Below are 17854 nucleotides of genomic sequence, written 5' to 3'. Positions count from 1 at the left end.
AGGCTCCGATGGATGACGAATTCTGGAAGACGGTCCGTGCTCAGCAACGGGCTTCGATCAGATCGGGCAGAACCGGTAGAACCGGCGTTCTGAATATAGCACTCCTATTTGGTACGGCTGCCATCGCCCTGTCGCTCATCGTGACGCCCATGCTTGCCAATCGGCAGGACAGTAAACGACTGGCCAACGTTCAGCAGGATTTTGATCTCATTACGACTGGATCGGTGAAGCCAGCGGACAAGCCCGCAGACCGCGGCGTCAAACATTACACCATCCGCAAGAGCGTTCTGCAGGATACGCCTGGCTCTGTCTGCATCGTTCAAGGTTACGGTGCGTCCACCCCCTGTTAACTGGCCTAGGCTAATATCCTGGCGCAAGCGGCTGCAAATGGAATAAACCCAGCGTTGCGGCCGACAATCAATGCGGTGTTGACGGAGAGTGGATTGTACTGGATTCTAAGATGTGTCCGTCACACAGAAGGCGCAACAGCCGTCGAATATGGGCTTATTGCCGGCATCATCGGAGGCGCGCTCATTCTTGGGATCGGTGCCTTTTCAGACAATCTCAGCGCAATGTTTACAACGATCAGTGACCTCATCAAAGGTTGAGGCGTCGTCGACCGCGGTTTCCCAGCTCATTTCAGTTTCAGTGCGTCGGCGAGGCGCATTTTGGCGGAGCCGGGTTCAAGCGGTTTTTGCTGGCTTTCATGCGGCGCCCATCCAGACACATAAACGATGGAGAACGTCGCGCGTATGCGTCCGTCTGCATCGGAAAACCGCTCCGCATAGATTTGCGCGGCTCGCATGAAGAAATGTCGTGAGACAGGTTTGCGGCTGCGTCCACTGAGCGGATTTGTCATGCCCATGGCACGCAGATCCCGCATGAGATCGAAGATCGTGTCATAGCGAACGGTGTAGTTTTCCGCGTCGATTACCGGAAGCGCAAAGCCTGCCCGCTGCAACAGTCCGCCAATATCGCGCACATCCGCAAACGGAATGACGCGTGGGCTGGCGCCCGTATAGATTTCTGCCTCTGCTGCCAGCAACACTTCGCGCAATTCCTGCAAGGTTCCCGCGCCGGGGATTGCTGCCAGAAGCAAGCCGTCGGGCTTCAAGGCGCGGCGCATGCGGATGAGCATACCGGGCGTATCATTGGTGACATGGAGAGAGAGAGGCGAGAGAATGAGGTTGACGGACTGATCCTCAAGCGGCACCTCTTCAAGACCCGCGTGCTCGATTGTGCCGCCCGGTGGTGTCGCGAACAGGCCGCCGGTTTCTATCCTCTTCAGCTTTCCGATGCGTCCAGTTGCCATGGCACGCGCTGCAGCAAGACCTGTGGCGCCATGCAATTCCACGGCGTCATCAAACTGACGCTCAACCACGGACAGTCTTTCCGCGAGTTCTTGCGCTACGATGTTCAGCAGGAAGTCACTGCCGGGCTGTGCCATGCGTGCGGCGCGCTCACGTCGTGCGGTGACCAGATCCAGATCGAAGAGAATGTCCATGATGATACTTACCGATAGTGTCGAAGATCCGCGCGGCATGCGTCTTCTATCGCGTTGAGGTTCAGCATGATAGATAGCGCCTTCATTTGAATTCGTTTGTTTTTTTATGAAGACCGTTTGAGTGTCTCTCTAAGGCACGTCGTCCAGACTGCGTAAAAACAACTAGATAGAGCATTTCAGGGGATCTGTTCATATGGGGCTGGTTCTGCCCGGACACGACAGGAAGTTTGTAAAGCGATGGGCGGATGTGCTGGTTCGACCTGTTCTCGATACGATCTATCCGCCAGCCTGTGCCGCCTGCGGTATCCGGACCAGGCGACATTATGCGCTATGCCCCAATTGCTGGCGAGACATGCGTTTCATCGAGCGGCCCTATTGCGAAGTGCTTGGCATTCCGTTTCGACGGGATCAGGGAGAGGGCATTGTGTCAGCGCAGGCCATTGCCGAACCGCCCCCCTTCGATCGCCTTAGATGCGTGGCTTTGCACGAAGGTCCGGCGCGACGGCTCGTTCACTCTCTCAAGTACAAGGACAGGACCGACCTTGCACCCATGCTTGCGGCGTGGATGAAGCGCGCCGCCCAGCAGGAATTGCAGGCCTGCGATGTCATCATTCCGATTCCCCTGCACTGGACACGGCTCTTCTCACGCCGATTCAATCAGGCAGAGGAGCTATGTCGTCATCTGGCGCGTCTTTCCGGCCGTCCCATGATGGCGGCATCACTGATCCGTCGAAAGCGGACCCGCCGCCAGGTCGGCCTGACAGCGTCCGGTCGTGAGGAAAATCTCCGCGCCGCGTTCGGCATGGCGAAGGGCCACGGAAACGATGTCTTCGGAAAACGGGTCGTTCTTGTGGATGACGTCTATACGACGGGTGCGACAATTTCGGCAGCATCGCGTGTTTTGCGGCGCGCAGGTGCAGTCGATATCACGGTTTTGAGCTTTGCAATGGCGGTTCCTGAGCCTATATGACAGTCCATATGGACGTGTTCGATAAGGGGAATGAGGATATGGCCGAGGTTGTCATCTATACGCGCCAGATGTGCGGTTACTGCGCGCGGGCGAAGTCGCTTCTTCAGTCGAAGGGCGTCGATTTTGTTGAGCATGACGCCACATTCTCCCAGGAATTGCGCCAGGAGATGATCGGCAAGGCCAATGGCCGGACGACATTTCCGCAAATTTTCATCAATGGCCAGCATGTTGGTGGTTGCGACGATATCCACGCGCTGGATCGCGATGGCAAGCTGGATCCACTTCTGGCGGCGTGAGGTTGAGTGACATGGCAAAACTTGCTGTGGTTCAAATGTGCTCAGGTGTCGATGTCGGGAAAAATGCCGACGCCATGGAGAGACTTGTTCGTGAGGCGGCTGATCAGGGTGCCGTCTATATCCAGACACCCGAAATGACGGGAGCCCTGCAACGGGATCGCGCTGCGCTTCGCGCCAGCCTGCGCGATGAGGAAAGCGATCTCATTATCTCCCGTGCGCGGTCACTGGCCAAGGAGTTGGGCGTTTACGTACATGTCGGTTCTACGGCCATTGGCCGTGCGGATGGCAAGATTGCCAATCGGGGTTTTCTGGCAGCACCCGATGGTTCCAAAGTCTGCGCCTATGACAAGATCCACATGTTCGATGTCGATCTGGACAATGGCGAAAGCTGGCGGGAAAGCTCGGCCTATGAGGCAGGTGAGGCGGCGCGCGTCGCATCGCTGCCCTTCGGGAAGCTGGGCTTCGCAATCTGCTATGACGTGCGCTTTCCGCAATTGTTCCGCACCGAAGCTCTGGCCGGTGCCGAAATTCTGACTGTTCCCGCTGCATTTACACGCCAGACGGGCGAAGCGCATTGGGAAATCCTCCTGCGCGCCCGTGCGATTGAAAACGGCGCCTTCCTGCTCGCTGCTGCCCAGGGCGGCAAGCATGAAGACGGTCGTGAGACCTTCGGTCATTCGATGATCATCGATCCCTGGGGGCGCGTGCTGGCCGAAGCGCCCGGCGAAGGCGAGGCGGTTCTGGTGGCAGATGTGGATGTGGGTGAGGCGGCGGCTGCGCGGCGCAAAATTCCCAATTTGCGCAATGCGAGAGACTTTTCGCTCGAGGAGGTAGGTCTCACAGCGGAGAGGATTGCAATGTGATCCGCTACACACTCGTCTGTGACAATGCCCACTCCTTCGAGGGTTGGTTCTCTTCGAGTTCCGATTTCGATCAGCAGGTGGAAAGCGGCTTTCTAACGTGCCCGGTCTGCAACTCCGCTTCCGTCTCGAAGGCGTTGATGGCTCCGTCTGTTTCCACCGCGCGCAAACAGGAAGAGCGGCAGCAGGTTGCGATGGATTATGCCCGGCAGGAGGCTATTGCGAAGCTGCGTGAGGCGGTTCAAACCATTCGCTCCTCCGCCGAAGATGTGGGCGAGCGCTTTTCCGAGGAGGCGCGGAAGATTCATTATGGCGAGACGGAGCAGCGCGGTATCATCGGTCAGGCGAGCCTGAACGAGGTGCGCGAGCTTATTGACGAGGGCATCGAGGTCGCGCCGCTACCGGTGCTGCCGGAGGATGCCAATTAGGCCTTATGCCGTCGGCGACCGTTTGGTGAGCAGCATATAGTTCACATCCATGTCTCGCGACAAATTCCAGCGGTCTTGAAGAACATTATAGAAGATGCCGGTGCGATGGATGACATCCATGCCGCTGGCAGTGAGAGGACGTTCGATTTCTTCCGGCTTCACCAGCTTGTCGTAGGAATGTGTACCTTTCGGCAGCCAACGGAGGATATTTTCCGCCGCGAAAATCGCCAGCGCATTGGCCTTGAAGGTACGGTTGATGGTGGCGATGAACATTAGCCCGCCCGGACGTACCATGGAAGCGCAAGTGCTGATGAACAGGTTCACGTCCGCAACGTGCTCGACGACTTCCATATTGAGCACGACATCGAAGCTTTCGCCAGCTTCCGCCAGCTGCTCGGCGGTTACCGCACGGTAATCGACGGAAACCCCGCTTTCGGCTGCATGCGTCTGGGCGATCCGGACATTCTTCTCCGAGGGATCTGCTCCGACGACGGTAGCGCCCATACGTGCCATGGGTTCTGACAGGAGGCCGCCGCCACACCCGATATCCAGAAAGCGGAGACCTTCGAAGGGACGGCTGCTTTTGGGATCGCGACCGAAGTTCTCGCAAACGCGGTCGCGAATATAGCTTAGTCGAACCGGATTGAACTTGTGGAGCGGCTTGAACTTGCCGGTAGGATTCCACCATTCTGCCGCCATGGCGGAGAAACGATCCACTTCACCTTGATCAATTGTGGTCGCGGTATCGGACATTGTTCAGCTCCTTGATCTTTGATTTTACGTCAAGTCGGTTGGAGCGGTTCACTTGTCAAGCCTGCCGTCTTGTCGCAGAGGCTGATCAGGCACATCTCTTGATGATGGAATGAGCCCGGTTGAGTTCTCTTCTCTTGCTGCACGACTTAAAAAAACCAGAATCGGCATGGTTTTGTGAGCGCAGAAGGGACGTTGAACAAGCGAAAACAAGATTTCCCGAGGAGGAAACCTGTGAGACGTCATATTTTTAAGGCTTTGGCAGTCGTGGGTCTATGCGCGGTTCCGGCAGTCGCATCCGCCGCGACCAATGGTTTTGCCACGGCCAATGTTAACATGCGGTCCGGACCCAGCACGCGCTATCCGGCTGTGGTGGTCATCCCGGTCGGTGCTCCTATCGTCATCAATGGCTGCCTGAATACCGTCAACTGGTGCGACGTGACGTTTGCGCGTGGCCGCGGCTGGGTTTCCGGAAACTACATCCAGGCAACGTTCCGTCAAAACCGCGTCTATGTCGCACCGAACTATTATCGTTCGCTGGGCATTCCTACCATCACCTTTGATGTGGATACCTATTGGGGACGCTACTATCGCGATCGTGATTTCTACCGCGAGCGGGATCGCTGGCGCAGCTGGGATTATCGCCGCGATCTGCCACCTCCGCCGCCACCCGGCTGGAGCGACCGCAGGCCGGAACCGGACTGGAACCGTGACCGTGATCGGTATCGCTACGAAGACCGGAACCGCTATGACAATGGCGATCGTCGTGACCCGCGCTGGGATAATCGCGAGCCGGAACGTCGGGATCCGCGTTGGGACAACCGTCAGGGTGAGAACCGCCCAGGCGAGTTCGAGCGTCCTCGCCCCATGCCGCAGCCGCAGGTCGAGGAGGCTGATCCCGGTCGTCAGTTCCGCGGCGGCTTCCGAGGCTGCACGCCGAGCAACCCGTGCGAAATTCCGGGCAACTGATTGTAGACTGTGTGGGCTGACGAAAATTCGGCCCACACAACCCCACCTTTGTCATTTCTTTCGCACGCGAGCGACCTGCCGCAACGAATCGCTTTTCCGTTGCGCCTAACTAACCTTTTCGCTAAGACGACGCCGCAAGCTCTGGCCGCCAAGGCCAGCGCCAACGGGGTTCAAGTCGCGCCCGCTCCCAACGGCGCGCAAAGGTGGTTTTGATCAGCGATGGCACGCATTGTCATGAAGTTCGGCGGCACCTCGGTCGCCAATCTCGAGCGCATCCACAACGTTGCGCGCCATGTAAAGCGCGAAGTCGACGCAGGCCATGAAGTGGCTGTCGTCGTCTCCGCAATGTCGGGCAAGACAAACGAACTTGTGGGCTGGGTACAGGATACGCCGAAGGTGGCCGGTGCCTCTTCGCCATTCTACGATGCGCGCGAATACGACGCCGTCGTGGCCTCTGGCGAGCAGGTGACGTCCGGTCTTCTGGCGATTGCGCTCCAGTCCATGGGCATCAATGCCCGCTCCTGGCAGGGTTGGCAGATCCCGATCAGGACCGATAATGCGCATGGCGCCGCCCGCATTCTCGATATCGATGGTTCCGATATCATCCGCCGCATGGGCGAGGGCCAGGTGGCGGTGGTCGCCGGCTTCCAGGGCCTCGGCCCGGACAATCGCATCGCGACGCTCGGCCGTGGAGGGTCCGATACGTCGGCCGTCGCCATCGCTGCGGCCGTGAAGGCTGATCGCTGCGACATCTACACGGACGTCGATGGCGTTTACACCACGGATCCGCGCATCGTGCCCAAGGCGCGGCGTATGAAGAAGATTTCGTTCGAGGAAATGCTGGAAATGGCCTCCCTCGGCGCAAAGGTCTTGCAGGTTCGCTCTGTCGAGCTCGCCATGGTGCATAAAGTGCGCACTTTTGTTCGCTCCAGTTTCGAGGATCCCGATGCGCCGGGCATGGGTGACCTCATCAATCCGCCCGGCACTTTGATTTGCGACGAGGAAGAGATCGTGGAACAGGAAGTCGTTACCGGCATCGCCTATGCCAAGGATGAAGCGCAGATTTCGTTGCGCCGCGTAGCGGACCGCCCAGGCGTATCAGCCGCTATCTTTGGTCCGCTGGCTGAAGCGCACATCAATGTCGACATGATCGTCCAGAACATCTCTGAAGACGGTTCGAAGACCGACATGACTTTCACCGTACCGTTTGGTGACGTTGAAAAGGCAATGCAGGTTCTGCATTCCAACAAGGACAAGATCGGCTTCGACGTCGTGCAGAATGAAACCGGCCTGTGCAAGGTTTCTGTCGTTGGTATCGGCATGCGCAGCCATGCCGGTGTTGCCGCAACAGCCTTCAAGGCGCTCGCCGAGAAGAGCATCAACATCCGTGCGATCACCACATCCGAGATCAAGATCTCGATCCTGATCGACGGCGCCTACTCGGAACTTGCGGTTCGCACTTTGCATTCTGCTTACGGTCTCGATAAGAGTTGATATCGAACCGGCGCGGTTGCGTCGTCCGTGCGGGCGGCGCATGATCTTCCGGATAGAGTAAATGAGAGATTCGGGAGTAAAGATGCCGATGAGAGACCTGTCGGCGGGCCCGCGCGTCCTGCTTAAAAGACTGCGGGAATTGATGGCAGAACCGCTCGAGCCGCAGGAGCGGCTCGACCGGATTGTTCGCCAGATTGCCAGTAACATGGTGGCCGAAGTGTGTTCGGTCTATGTGCTGCGTTCCGATGGCGTGCTGGAGCTGTACGCAACGGAAGGTCTCAACAAGGATGCCGTCCACCTTGCCCAACTGAAAATGGGGCAGGGTCTTGTCGGCACCATCGCTGCATCAGCCCAGCCTCTCAACCTTTCGGATGCGCAGGCCCATCCTGCCTTCCGTTATCTCCCTGAAACGGGAGAGGAAATCTACCATTCTTTCCTCGGTGTGCCGATCCTTCGGGCCGGTCGCACTTTGGGCGTTCTCGTCGTTCAGAACAAGGCGCAGCGCAACTACCGCGAAGACGAGGTAGAGGCGATGGAAACCACCGCAATGGTGATCGCCGAGATGATTGCGACCGGAGAACTGAAAAAGATCACCCAGCCGGGTCTTGAGCTGGATCTCACCCGTGCCATCACGATCGATGCCGATGGTTACAACGAAGGTATCGGTCTCGGTCATGTCGTTCTGCATGAGCCGCGCGTTGTCGTTACCAATCTCCTGAACGAGGACGCCGACAAGGAAATCAGCCGTCTGGCGGAAGCCATCGGTTCGCTCCGGCTATCCATTGATGACATGCTGTCGCGCCGCGAAGTGGCGCAAGAGGGTGAACACCGCGAGGTCCTTGAGACCTATCGTATGTTCGCGCACGATCAGGGCTGGGTTCGACGGATGGAAGAAGCCATCCGCAACGGTTTGACGGCTGAAGCAGCCGTCGAAAAGGTACAGAGCGACACCAAGGCGCGGATGATGCGCCTGACGGACCCGTATCTGCGCGAACGGATGCACGATTTCGACGATCTCGCGAACCGTCTGCTGCGTCAGCTCACCGGCTTTTCGGGACGCGCCATGGATCAAAGCTTCCCCAGCGATGCGATCGTCTTCGCCCGCGCGATGGGAGCCGCCGAGCTTCTGGATTATCCACGCGCCAATTTGCGTGGCCTCGTGCTGGAAGATGGCGCGGTCACAAGCCATGTGGTGATTGTTGCCCGAGCGATGGGCATTCCCGTTATCGGTCAGGCCGCCGGTGTTGTGGCGCTGGCGGAAAACGGCGATTCGATCATTATCGACGGAGACGAAGGTCAGGTCCATCTGCGTCCGGTGACGGACCTCGTAAAGGCCTACGAGGAAAAGGTTCGTCTGCGGGCGCGTCGCCAGGAGCAATTCCGGGCGTTGCGCGATGTGGATCCCGTCACGCGTGACGGAAAGCGCATCAGCCTCCTGATGAATGCAGGCCTGCTTGTCGACCTGCCGCAACTGGCTGAATCAGGGGCTGATGGTATCGGTCTGTTCCGGACTGAACTTCAGTTCATGATCGCTTCGCAGATGCCGAAGCTGGAAGAGCAGGAAGCCTTCTACCGCAATGTGCTGCGCCAGTCGGCGGGGCATCCCGTCACATTCCGGACGCTGGACATTGGCGGAGACAAGGTTGTTTCCTATTTCCGTGCGCAGGACGAAGAGAACCCGGCTCTGGGATGGCGCGCCATCCGGTTGTCGCTGGATCGACCCGGTCTTCTGCGCACCCAGTTGCGCGCGCTGCTGCGGGCGTCTGCTGGCGCAGAGCTCAAGATGATGCTGCCCATGGTAACGGAAGTCTCCGAAATCCGGGCTGTGCGCGACCTGATGCAGAAGGAAGTCCAGCATCTCTCGAAATTTGGCCACAGCCTGCCCCGCAAGTTGCAGTTCGGCGCCATGCTCGAAGTGCCGGCTCTGATGTGGCAGCTGGACGAGTTGATGACAGAGGTGGATTTCGTTTCTGTCGGTTCCAACGATCTGTTCCAGTTCTCGATGGCGGCGGATCGCGGCAATGCCCGTGTGTCCGATCGCTTCGATATTCTTGGAAAGCCGTTCCTGCGCATCCTGCGTGACATCGTACGGGCGGCGGATCGCAACAAGACGCCGTTGACCCTATGCGGTGAAATGGCTGGCAAACCTTTGTCCGCCATGGCGCTTCTGGGAATCGGTTTCCGCTCCGTTTCCATGACGCCGACCTCCATCGGTCCGGTCAAGGCCATGCTGCTGGGGCTTGACGTCGATCTCCTGGCGGAACAATTGAACCATGTGCTGGACGATCACCGTTCCAACACGTCGATACGGGAACTGCTGGTGAGCTTTGCGGCTTCCCACAATATTCCGTTGTCGTGATCACAGACATGACTGGAGTTGAGTAGGGTGGCGAAGCTTCCTGTCCACAAGATGCGCGAGCTGGAGCGCCGCTTTGGTGAGATTGAGGCACGCATGGCGGAAGGCCCTGCTGCCGATGTCTATGTCAAGCTGGCCTCGGAATATTCCGAGTTGCAGCCCGTGGTGACGAAAATCCGCGAATACCAGAAAGCCGTTGCCGAAGAAGGGGATCTTCGTGCTCTCCTGGCCGACAAGGCGACGGATCGCGAAATGCGTGAACTGGCCGAGTTGGAACTGCCGGAAGCCCAGGAAAAGGTGGAGGCGTTGGAGCAGCAGATGCAGATCCTGCTGCTGCCCAAAGATGCGGCGGATGAAAAGAGCGCGATCCTCGAAATTCGGGCAGGAACCGGAGGCTCGGAAGCAGCACTTTTTGCAGGCGATCTCTTTCGAATGTACGAGCGCTTTTCCTCCACAAAGGGCTGGAAAGTCGAAGTTCTCTCTGCAAGCGAAGGCGAGGCCGGTGGTTACAAGGAAATCATCGCGACGGTGTCCGGTCGCGGCGCCTTTGCAAAGCTGAAGTTCGAATCAGGTGTGCATCGGGTTCAGCGCGTTCCTGAAACCGAGGCCAGTGGCCGAATTCACACCTCCGCAGCAACGGTTGCCGTTTTGCCTGAAGCGGAAGAGATCGACATCGAAATTAGGCCTGAAGACATCCGGATTGATACGATGCGCTCCTCCGGCGCAGGCGGACAGCATGTCAACACGACCGACTCCGCGGTGCGAATCACCCATCTGCCGACCGGCCTGATCGTGACCAGTTCCGAAAAGTCACAGCACCAGAACCGGGCCAAGGCCATGCAGGTGCTGCGGTCCCGGCTCTATGATATAGAGAGGCAGAAGGCGGACAGCGAACGCTCCGCAGACCGCAAGAGCCAGGTGGGATCGGGAGACCGTTCGGAGCGTATCCGCACCTATAATTTCCCGCAGGGCCGGGTGACCGATCACCGTATCAACCTGACGCTCTATAAGCTGGATCGGATGATCGAGGGTGATATAGACGAGATGGTTGACGCCCTGATCTCCGATTACCAGGCAGGTCAGCTGGCTCAACTGGGCGAGCAGGGTTGACGATGCGGCTCGCGCAGCTTGTAGCGCATTGCAAGGCCAGCCTAGCCGAGGCCGGAATTGCTGACGCTGCTTTCGATGCACGCTTGCTGGTGCTCAGTCTGCTGGGGTTGGAAACGAAGGATCTGCTGATCAACGGGGATCAGGACATTGCAGCTGAAGACGTTGCGCGTATTGAAGGCGCGATCCAGCGGCGCCTAGGGCGCGAGCCTGTGCATCGCATTCTGGGCGAACGAGAGTTTAGAGATATAAAGCTGAAATTGTCTCCTGGCACACTGGAGCCGCGCCCTGATACAGAAATTCTGGTAGAGGCTCTTCTCCCATTCGGTCAGGAAATCGCACAACGAGTATCTGCTCCCCGGCTTCTGGATCTCGGTACGGGAACGGGCGCCATTGCGCTTGCATTGCTGCACGAACTGCCGCAATTCACAGGCTTGGGTGTCGATATATCGACGGACGCCCTTGAAACAGCGAAGGTCAATGCCGACCTCAATGGGGTGGGCCAACGTTTCTCGACGCTGGAAAGTTGGTGGTGCGAGCATGTTACTGGCCGGTTCGACATAATCGTGTCGAATCCGCCATATATCGAAACAGGCGTTATTCCGCAGTTGGAACCAGAGGTGCGGATGTTCGATCCCCACCTCGCGCTCGATGGTGGCAAAGATGGGCTTGATGCCTATCGGAACATTGCAAACGCGGCCGGAGACCACCTTGAGCATGGTGGAATTATAGCGGTCGAAATTGGCTATGATCAAAAGCAAACGGTGACAGCCATCTTCATCAGCTGTGGATATACTTTGGAATGCGCCGTGCGAGACTACGGCGGAAATGACCGCGTTCTTGTTTTTGTGCGGAAAAGCGATGATTCTGCCACGGTTTAGCAGGTTGTTGCAGTCGCGAAAGAAAAGGCTTGGAATTGGACAAGAAGCGGGCTAGTTTGCACGCACGCATTAGGCGGCTGGGAGTGAGCGGATATTCGTTCAATTTGAGCTCAACCGCAAACTGCTCTCCTCGGAGAGCTTCCGAGGTTGAACAAGACCTGGTGCGTGCATCAGATAAACTGACTTCCACCAGCAGCAGGACGGATTGATCCGCTTGCTTGCGGCACGTGAAGACTGCACCGAAAGAACGGGCAGCCGCGTGGCCCTTAATCAGCAAAGCACAAAGAATTCAGGTGAAAAATCGATGAGGCCAGGACAGCAGAATAAGCGTGGTCGGGGGCGTGGTAATAATAACAACCAGAATGGCGGCGGTGGCGGCGGCGGCGGTAATAATTTCAACCGCAAGGGTTCCAACCCACTGACCCGGACCTATGACAGTTCAGGCCCAGATATAAAAATTCGTGGTACGGCTCAGCATGTTGCCGAAAAATACGCGACATTGGCTCGCGATGCCCAGAGCGCTGGCGACCGCGTCATGGCTGAAAACTATTTGCAGCACGCCGAACACTACAATCGTATCATTGCTGCGGCTCAGGCCCAGATGCAGGAACGCTATCAGCGTGATGATCGCCACGATTACAATGAGCGTGAGCAGGACGATACAGACGGCGGCGATCTTGACGATAACGGCGGTAGCCAGCCGCAGATGAGCGCCCCTCAGCCGCAACCTCGCGAGCAGCGCGAACAACGTGACCAGCAGCCGCGTGAGCAAAGAGAGCCACGCGAAGGCAGAGAGCCTCGTGAGGCAAGAGAACCGCGTGAGGGTAGAGAGCCTCGCGAGCCTCGTGAACAGAGAGAGCCGCGCGAACCAAGACGTGTTCCCGTTCAGGCCGCTTCTGCGCCGATACTCGATGAGAACGCCGTTGTCGATGGTACTGGCCCGCAGCCAGTCATCGAAGGTGTGCCGGCCGAGGTCGCCTTGGAAGAAGAAGGTGCCACTGCTCAGCCGCAGCGCCAGACCCGTCGTCGCACCCCGGGCACCCGTCCACGTCGTCCACGCCGCACGGCGGAAGGCGAGGAAGGTGCAGAAGCTGCAGCTTCCGATGCACCGGCGCTTGAAGACGTAGCCTCTGAATAAGGCTACAGGCGGTAACGCGTCGCTGTCCAAGTGATTGGCGTGCGGAATTTGATTTTTGAGGAACCCTGGCGAAAGCCGGGGTTTTTCATTTGAGACGTCTTTAAACTCGAAAAAAATCCTCCCATATCTTCATCGAAGCCCTGTGCGGACAAGACCGCACAGGACAGGCTCGCCTTTGAGGGAGCTCAAACCCAACCATCGGCCTGTGCCTTATAAGGGCAGGGCGATCTACGGAGGTTCACATATGAATATCGAAAAATATTCCGAGCGCGTTCGCGGTTTTCTTCAGTCAGCCCAGACGCATGCTCTTTCGGAAGGCCATCAGCAATTCACCCCGGAGCATGTGCTCAAGGTGTTGCTCGACGATGACCAAGGCATGGCATCCTCTCTTATCGAGCGCGCTGGCGGAAACGCGAAGGAAGCACGGCTGGCCAATGATGCGGCGCTCGCCAAGCTGCCGAAGGTTTCCGGCGGTAACGGCCAGGTCTATCTCTCGCAGCCGCTTGCTCGTGTTTTCTCGACAGCAGAAGATGTTGCCAAGAAGGCTGGCGACAGCTTCGTGACCGTGGAGCGCCTGCTGCTTGCGCTTACCATCGAAGGTACTGCATCGACCTCCGCCACCCTCAAGAAGGCTGGGGTTTCTGCTCAAGCGCTCAACCAGGTCATCAATGATATACGCAAAGGGCGCACTGCTGACTCGGCTAATGCGGAGCAGGGGTTTGACGCCCTGAAAAAATTCGCCCGTGACCTGACGGCCGAGGCGCGCGATGGCCGGCTTGATCCGGTGATCGGACGCGACGATGAAATCCGTCGCACGATCCAGGTTCTGTCGCGCCGTACGAAAAACAATCCCGTTCTGATCGGTGAACCGGGCGTCGGTAAAACGGCGATCGCGGAAGGTCTTGCGTTGCGCATCATCAACGGTGATGTTCCCGAAAGCCTGAAGGACAAGCGGTTGATGGCGCTCGATATGGGTGCCCTGATCGCGGGCGCCAAGTATCGCGGGGAGTTCGAAGAGCGCCTTAAGAGTGTTCTGAACGAAGTTCAGGCTGAAAATGGCGAGATCATCCTTTTCATCGATGAGATGCATACGCTTGTCGGCGCCGGCAAGGCCGATGGTGCCATGGACGCCTCGAACCTGCTGAAGCCTGCGCTGGCCCGTGGTGAGTTGCATTGTGTTGGTGCGACGACGCTTGATGAATATCGCAAGCACGTGGAAAAGGATCCGGCGCTTGCCCGTCGTTTCCAGCCCGTCGTGGTCGATGAGCCGACGGTTGAAGATACAATCTCGATTCTGCGCGGATTGAAGGAAAAATACGAGCAGCACCACAAGGTCCGGATCTCCGATTCGGCACTGGTGTCTGCTGCGACACTTTCAAACCGTTACATCACCGACCGTTTTCTGCCGGACAAGGCCATCGACTTGATGGATGAGGCGGCATCACGCCTGCGGATGCAGGTTGATTCCAAGCCGGAAGAGCTTGATGAGCTTGATCGCCGTATCATTCAGCTCAAGATCGAGCGGGAAGCCCTGAAGAAGGAAACCGACCAGTCGTCTGCAGACCGTCTAAAGCGGCTTGAAACCGAACTGACCGCACTGGAAGAGCAGGCCGATGCGCTGACCGCCCGCTGGCAGTCTGAAAAGCAGAAGCTTGGTCTGGCGGCCGATCTGAAGCGCCAGCTGGATGAGGTTCGCAATGAACTCGCCATTGCCCAGCGCAAGGGTGAATATCAGCGTGCAGGAGAGCTGACTTATGGCGTCATCCCCAACCTTGAAAAGGCTTTGAAGGAGGCGGAAGACCGCGATTCTGCTGGTACGTCCATGGTTCAGGAGGTCGTGACGCCGGATGCGATTGCCCATGTGGTGTCGCGCTGGACGGGTATTCCGGTCGACAAGATGCTGGAAGGAGAGCGTGACAAGCTGCTTCGCATGGAGGATGAGCTGGCGAAATCCGTCGTCGGGCAGGGTGATGCCGTACAGGCTGTTTCCCGCGCTGTTCGCCGTTCGCGCGCGGGGCTTCAGGATCCAAACAGGCCGATTGGTTCGTTCATCTTCTTAGGCCCGACAGGCGTGGGCAAAACAGAACTGACCAAATCACTTGCGCGTTTTCTGTTCGATGACGAAACCGCCATGGTTCGCCTCGACATGTCGGAATATATGGAGAAGCACTCCGTATCCCGGCTGATTGGCGCTCCTCCCGGCTATGTCGGCTATGATGAGGGCGGCGCACTGACGGAAGCAATTCGCCGCAAGCCCTATCAGGTGGTCCTGTTCGATGAGATCGAGAAGGCCCATCCAGACGTGTTCAACGTGCTGCTTCAGGTTCTGGATGATGGCCGCCTGACTGATGGACAGGGCCGAACGGTCGACTTCAAGAACACGATCATCATCATGACGTCGAACCTTGGCGCCGAGTACCTCACAAGCCTTGGTGAGAATCAGGATGTCGATAGCGTTCGGGATCAGGTGATGGATGTCGTCAAGGCGTCCTTCCGCCCCGAGTTCCTGAACCGCGTGGACGAGATCATTCTGTTCCATCGCCTGCGTCGCAACGAAATGGGCGCGATTGTGGATATCCAGATGAAGCGGCTGCTGTCGCTTTTGGCGGATCGCAAGATCGCAATCGAGCTTGGCGACGATGCCCGTGAATGGCTGGCCGACAAGGGATATGATCCGGTTTACGGTGCACGTCCGTTGAAGCGGGTCATTCAGAAGTATCTCCAAGACCCACTGGCGGAGCAAATCCTGGGCGGGCAAATCGTGGACGGCGCGACCGTCAAGGTTTCTGCAGGGTCTGACCGATTGCTCTTCTATGTCAGGAAGGACGTCGCTGAAGCAGCGTGATACAACATTGAAATGGCGGCTTCGGCCGCCATTTCACATTCTACAACCAAACACGTTTTACCGGCTTGCGACCATTTCGCCGGTGTTGGATGCCAGAAGCGCGTCGATCCGTTTGCGTTCGTCCTCGAACTTGGCAAGCGCGGTGCCGCTGAGCGACTTGCCACCGGGCAGGCGCACTTTCATCGCATCCACCTTTGTCCCGTTGACGATCAGCTCGTAATGCAGATGCGCACCTGTGGATGAGCCGGTTGAGCCCACATAGCCTATGACCTGGCCTTGCGTTATCCTGGCACCCTCGCGGACACCCTTGGCAATAGCGCTCTGATGATTGTAGGAGGTCTCATAGCCGTTGGCATGACGGATGATCGTCTGGTTACCGTAACCGGAAGCCCAGCCAGCCTTTTCAACCACGCCGTTACCCGTCGCAATGATCGGCGTTCCACGAGAGGCAGCCCAGTCCGTCCCGGTATGCATGCGCGAGTAGCCGAGAATGGGGTGTCGCCGCATGCCGAAGCCGGAGGTCAGACGACCGTTTGGAACGGGGTTGCGAAGGAGGAACTGCCGGATGCTCTTGCCGTCCTGATCGAAATAATCCACCGAATTGTCATCGGGATTCTGGAAACGGTAGAAGCGTGTCGTCGTGTCCCCGAACCTGGCATTGACGTAGAGAAGCTCCGACTTCGGGCCGGCGGCACCCTTGTCGTTCGCGGCAGAGAAAAATGCCTCGATCGTGTCGCTCGGCTTCAATTGCGCCTGGAGATCTATGGTGCTTGCGAGCAGCTTGACCATCAGCGATGTCATGTCCTGCGTCATCCCGTATGAAAGCGCAGCCTTGTAGATCCCATCATAGACGCTCGGGAGGTCGCGACCGGCAAGAATGACCGGCTTGTCATTTGAGAAGGCCGTGTCCACGGCATCCAGATGGCTTGGCTCGAGGCCGGTCTTGTAGGCACCCCGGTCATCAAGTGCGATGGTCGCGAGATGACCGTTCTGGCGGTAGACGCTGACGCGAATGACCGACACCATCTCTCCTTCCTGGATAAGACCGACGCGCAGGACATCGCCCTGTTCGAGATTGGGACTGACCAGTCGCGAGGAGAGCTCCCGACCGATCTCGCTGGATTTATCCTTGGGATAACCCACGGCCACAAGAGCATCTGTAATCGTTGTATTCCTGCGGATCGGTATCACGTCGTCTGCATAATCGCGCGTTTTTGGTGTCACAGGCTCCGGCACGGACACAGTCATGTTCTCTTCGAGGATACGCGCAGAAATCTGCGAGCCAAGTGAGAGAACATCGTCTTCGTCGTCACCGTCGAAGCGTTGCGGATCGACATAATACATCGCCGCGATCTGACTGCTGCCATCCGTCAGAAGGGAGCCATTGGAGCGGACGTTCTCCTCGACTTCGTCGACGGTCATTCCGGGCGCATAATCCAGAGGAGCCTTTGTTGTCGGAAAGGCAACCGTCTGCAGGCTGATTTCTGACTCGACTTGCGCGCCATAGATAACGCCCGTGGACGGTCCGCCCGGATCCGTCTGGGATTCGCCTGTGGAAAAGATCGTTAGCGGATCAAAGTTAGGGTAACTTTCCTGGGTGACATGGTTCGCAGCGAGCGTCATTCGCACATGTGAGAAGGGTTGCCTGCGAACCACCTCGCGGTTCCCCTCCTTCACCATGGTAGAGACTTCCATCACCTTGCGGTCTGTCGGCATGGCGATGACATTGCCGGCGAAAAGGCGCTTGCCACGCGAGACCGTATCGTTGGGGTGAGATGGAATGGAGGCGAAAGCCTCCGCCGGGATTGCCAGACGTTGACGCCCATCCAGCGCTGCGAACAGAGCAACCCCCATGAGTACTGAAGAGGTAATCCCGGTGAGGAACGTACCGGAGAGCCACCGAAGTGATATCTCGCGCCTGTCGGGAGAACGACGACCGTCCGCCAGTATCGGTTCCTCGTTGCCGAGCGAAGAGACCATGTTGCGTGGCGGAACCATGTCGTGAAGCCATCCCCGTTTCCAACCGTCTAACGCGGTCATTTCCCTACGGTGTGCCAAATTCGAGGCGGCATGTCAAAACCACCCAGGAACAGATCTTGAAGGCTTGCTCTAGAGATCGATTGTGAAAATTCGCGGGCAACACGATGATTAAAGGTGTGGAAGGGTCGCTCTGGCCTATTCGTATCCCTTTTTTCAGGGTTTGGCGTTGTCCTTTTGTGTGTATTTTGGTTGGTTTGCGAAAATATTGATTATATT

General features: G+C 57.8%; 16 protein-coding genes. 13 read left to right on the top strand and 3 right to left on the bottom strand.

Annotated elements, in window-relative coordinates; genetic code table 11:
- The first annotated feature begins 8 nt into the window (after positions 1–8).
- Both E8M78_RS03300 and E8M78_RS03295 read left to right on the top strand, forming a co-directional pair.
- Positions 9–350 (top strand): hypothetical protein, encoded by a 342-nt coding sequence (locus E8M78_RS03300; protein ID WP_062556009.1) that lies wholly within the window; start codon positions 9–11, stop codon positions 348–350.
- 75 nt (positions 351–425) lie between these two features.
- Positions 426–608: a Flp family type IVb pilin gene (locus E8M78_RS03295; protein WP_205910215.1), complete on the top strand. Its 183-nt coding sequence runs from the start codon at positions 426–428 to the stop codon at positions 606–608.
- A gap of 26 nt (positions 609–634) precedes the next feature.
- On the opposite strand, the gene E8M78_RS03290 is transcribed toward E8M78_RS03295, so the two are convergent.
- Positions 635–1504 carry a methyltransferase domain-containing protein gene (locus E8M78_RS03290; RefSeq protein ID WP_137133835.1) on the bottom strand — a complete coding sequence of 290 codons (870 nt, stop codon included), beginning with the start codon at positions 1502–1504 and terminating at the stop codon, positions 635–637.
- 193 nt (positions 1505–1697) lie between these two features.
- On the opposite strand from E8M78_RS03290, the gene E8M78_RS03285 reads away from it, so the two are divergent.
- Genes E8M78_RS03285 through E8M78_RS03270 form a run of 4 tightly spaced genes read left to right on the top strand, consistent with a single transcriptional unit; the run spans position 1698 to position 4058 of the window.
- Complete coding sequence (locus tag E8M78_RS03285; RefSeq protein ID WP_137133703.1) at positions 1698–2474, top strand: ComF family protein; 777 nt, start codon at positions 1698–1700, stop codon at positions 2472–2474.
- 38 nt (positions 2475–2512) lie between these two features.
- A complete protein-coding gene (gene grxC / locus E8M78_RS03280; protein ID WP_062556275.1) occupies positions 2513–2770 on the top strand; it encodes a glutaredoxin 3 in 258 nt (85 codons plus the stop codon).
- 11 nt (positions 2771–2781) lie between these two features.
- Positions 2782–3633: a carbon-nitrogen hydrolase family protein gene (locus E8M78_RS03275; protein WP_137133702.1), complete on the top strand. Its 852-nt coding sequence runs from the start codon at positions 2782–2784 to the stop codon at positions 3631–3633.
- A complete protein-coding gene (locus E8M78_RS03270) occupies positions 3630–4058 on the top strand; it encodes a DUF1178 family protein (RefSeq protein WP_137133701.1) in 429 nt (142 codons plus the stop codon). Before E8M78_RS03275 ends, E8M78_RS03270 begins: the two co-directional genes overlap by 4 nt.
- 3 nt (positions 4059–4061) lie before the next feature.
- On the opposite strand, the gene ubiG is transcribed toward E8M78_RS03270, so the two are convergent.
- A complete protein-coding gene (gene ubiG / locus E8M78_RS03265; protein WP_137133700.1) occupies positions 4062–4811 on the bottom strand; it encodes a bifunctional 2-polyprenyl-6-hydroxyphenol methylase/3-demethylubiquinol 3-O-methyltransferase UbiG in 750 nt (249 codons plus the stop codon).
- Positions 4812–5042: 231 nt separating this feature from the next.
- Here ubiG and E8M78_RS03260 point away from each other — a divergent pair, with 231 nt between their 5' ends.
- The 7 genes from E8M78_RS03260 (at position 5043) to clpB (ending at position 15598) form a co-directional block, all read left to right on the top strand.
- Positions 5043–5777 (top strand): SH3 domain-containing protein, encoded by a 735-nt coding sequence (locus E8M78_RS03260; RefSeq protein WP_170973306.1) that lies wholly within the window; start codon positions 5043–5045, stop codon positions 5775–5777.
- 219 nt (positions 5778–5996) lie between these two features.
- Positions 5997–7271: an aspartate kinase gene (locus E8M78_RS03255; RefSeq protein WP_062556004.1), complete on the top strand. Its 1275-nt coding sequence runs from the start codon at positions 5997–5999 to the stop codon at positions 7269–7271.
- 88 nt (positions 7272–7359) lie between these two features.
- Positions 7360–9630: a phosphoenolpyruvate--protein phosphotransferase gene (gene ptsP / locus E8M78_RS03250; RefSeq protein WP_137133833.1), complete on the top strand. Its 2271-nt coding sequence runs from the start codon at positions 7360–7362 to the stop codon at positions 9628–9630.
- Between the two features lie 27 nt (positions 9631–9657).
- Positions 9658–10737 carry a peptide chain release factor 1 gene (prfA, locus tag E8M78_RS03245; protein WP_137133699.1) on the top strand — a complete coding sequence of 360 codons (1080 nt, stop codon included), beginning with the start codon at positions 9658–9660 and terminating at the stop codon, positions 10735–10737.
- 2 nt (positions 10738–10739) lie between these two features.
- Positions 10740–11615, top strand: coding sequence for a peptide chain release factor N(5)-glutamine methyltransferase (gene prmC, locus E8M78_RS03240; RefSeq protein WP_137133698.1), 876 nt, complete (start codon positions 10740–10742; stop codon positions 11613–11615).
- Between the two features lie 304 nt (positions 11616–11919).
- Positions 11920–12753, top strand: coding sequence for a DUF4167 domain-containing protein (locus E8M78_RS03235; protein ID WP_137133697.1), 834 nt, complete (start codon positions 11920–11922; stop codon positions 12751–12753).
- A 244-nt stretch (positions 12754–12997) separates the two neighbouring features.
- Complete coding sequence (gene clpB / locus E8M78_RS03230) at positions 12998–15598, top strand: ATP-dependent chaperone ClpB (RefSeq protein ID WP_137133696.1); 2601 nt, start codon at positions 12998–13000, stop codon at positions 15596–15598.
- Positions 15599–15655: 57 nt separating this feature from the next.
- On the opposite strand, the gene E8M78_RS03225 is transcribed toward clpB, so the two are convergent.
- Positions 15656–17596 carry a M23 family metallopeptidase gene (locus E8M78_RS03225; protein ID WP_137133695.1) on the bottom strand — a complete coding sequence of 647 codons (1941 nt, stop codon included), beginning with the start codon at positions 17594–17596 and terminating at the stop codon, positions 15656–15658.
- Between the last annotated feature and the right edge of the window lie 258 nt (positions 17597–17854).

The sequence above is a fragment of the Rhizobium sp. FKY42 genome, assembly GCF_005222835.1.
GTDB lineage: Bacteria > Pseudomonadota > Alphaproteobacteria > Rhizobiales > Rhizobiaceae > Neorhizobium.
Note: the sequence above shows the minus strand (reverse complement) of the source record. Positions and strands in the feature narration are given on the sequence as shown.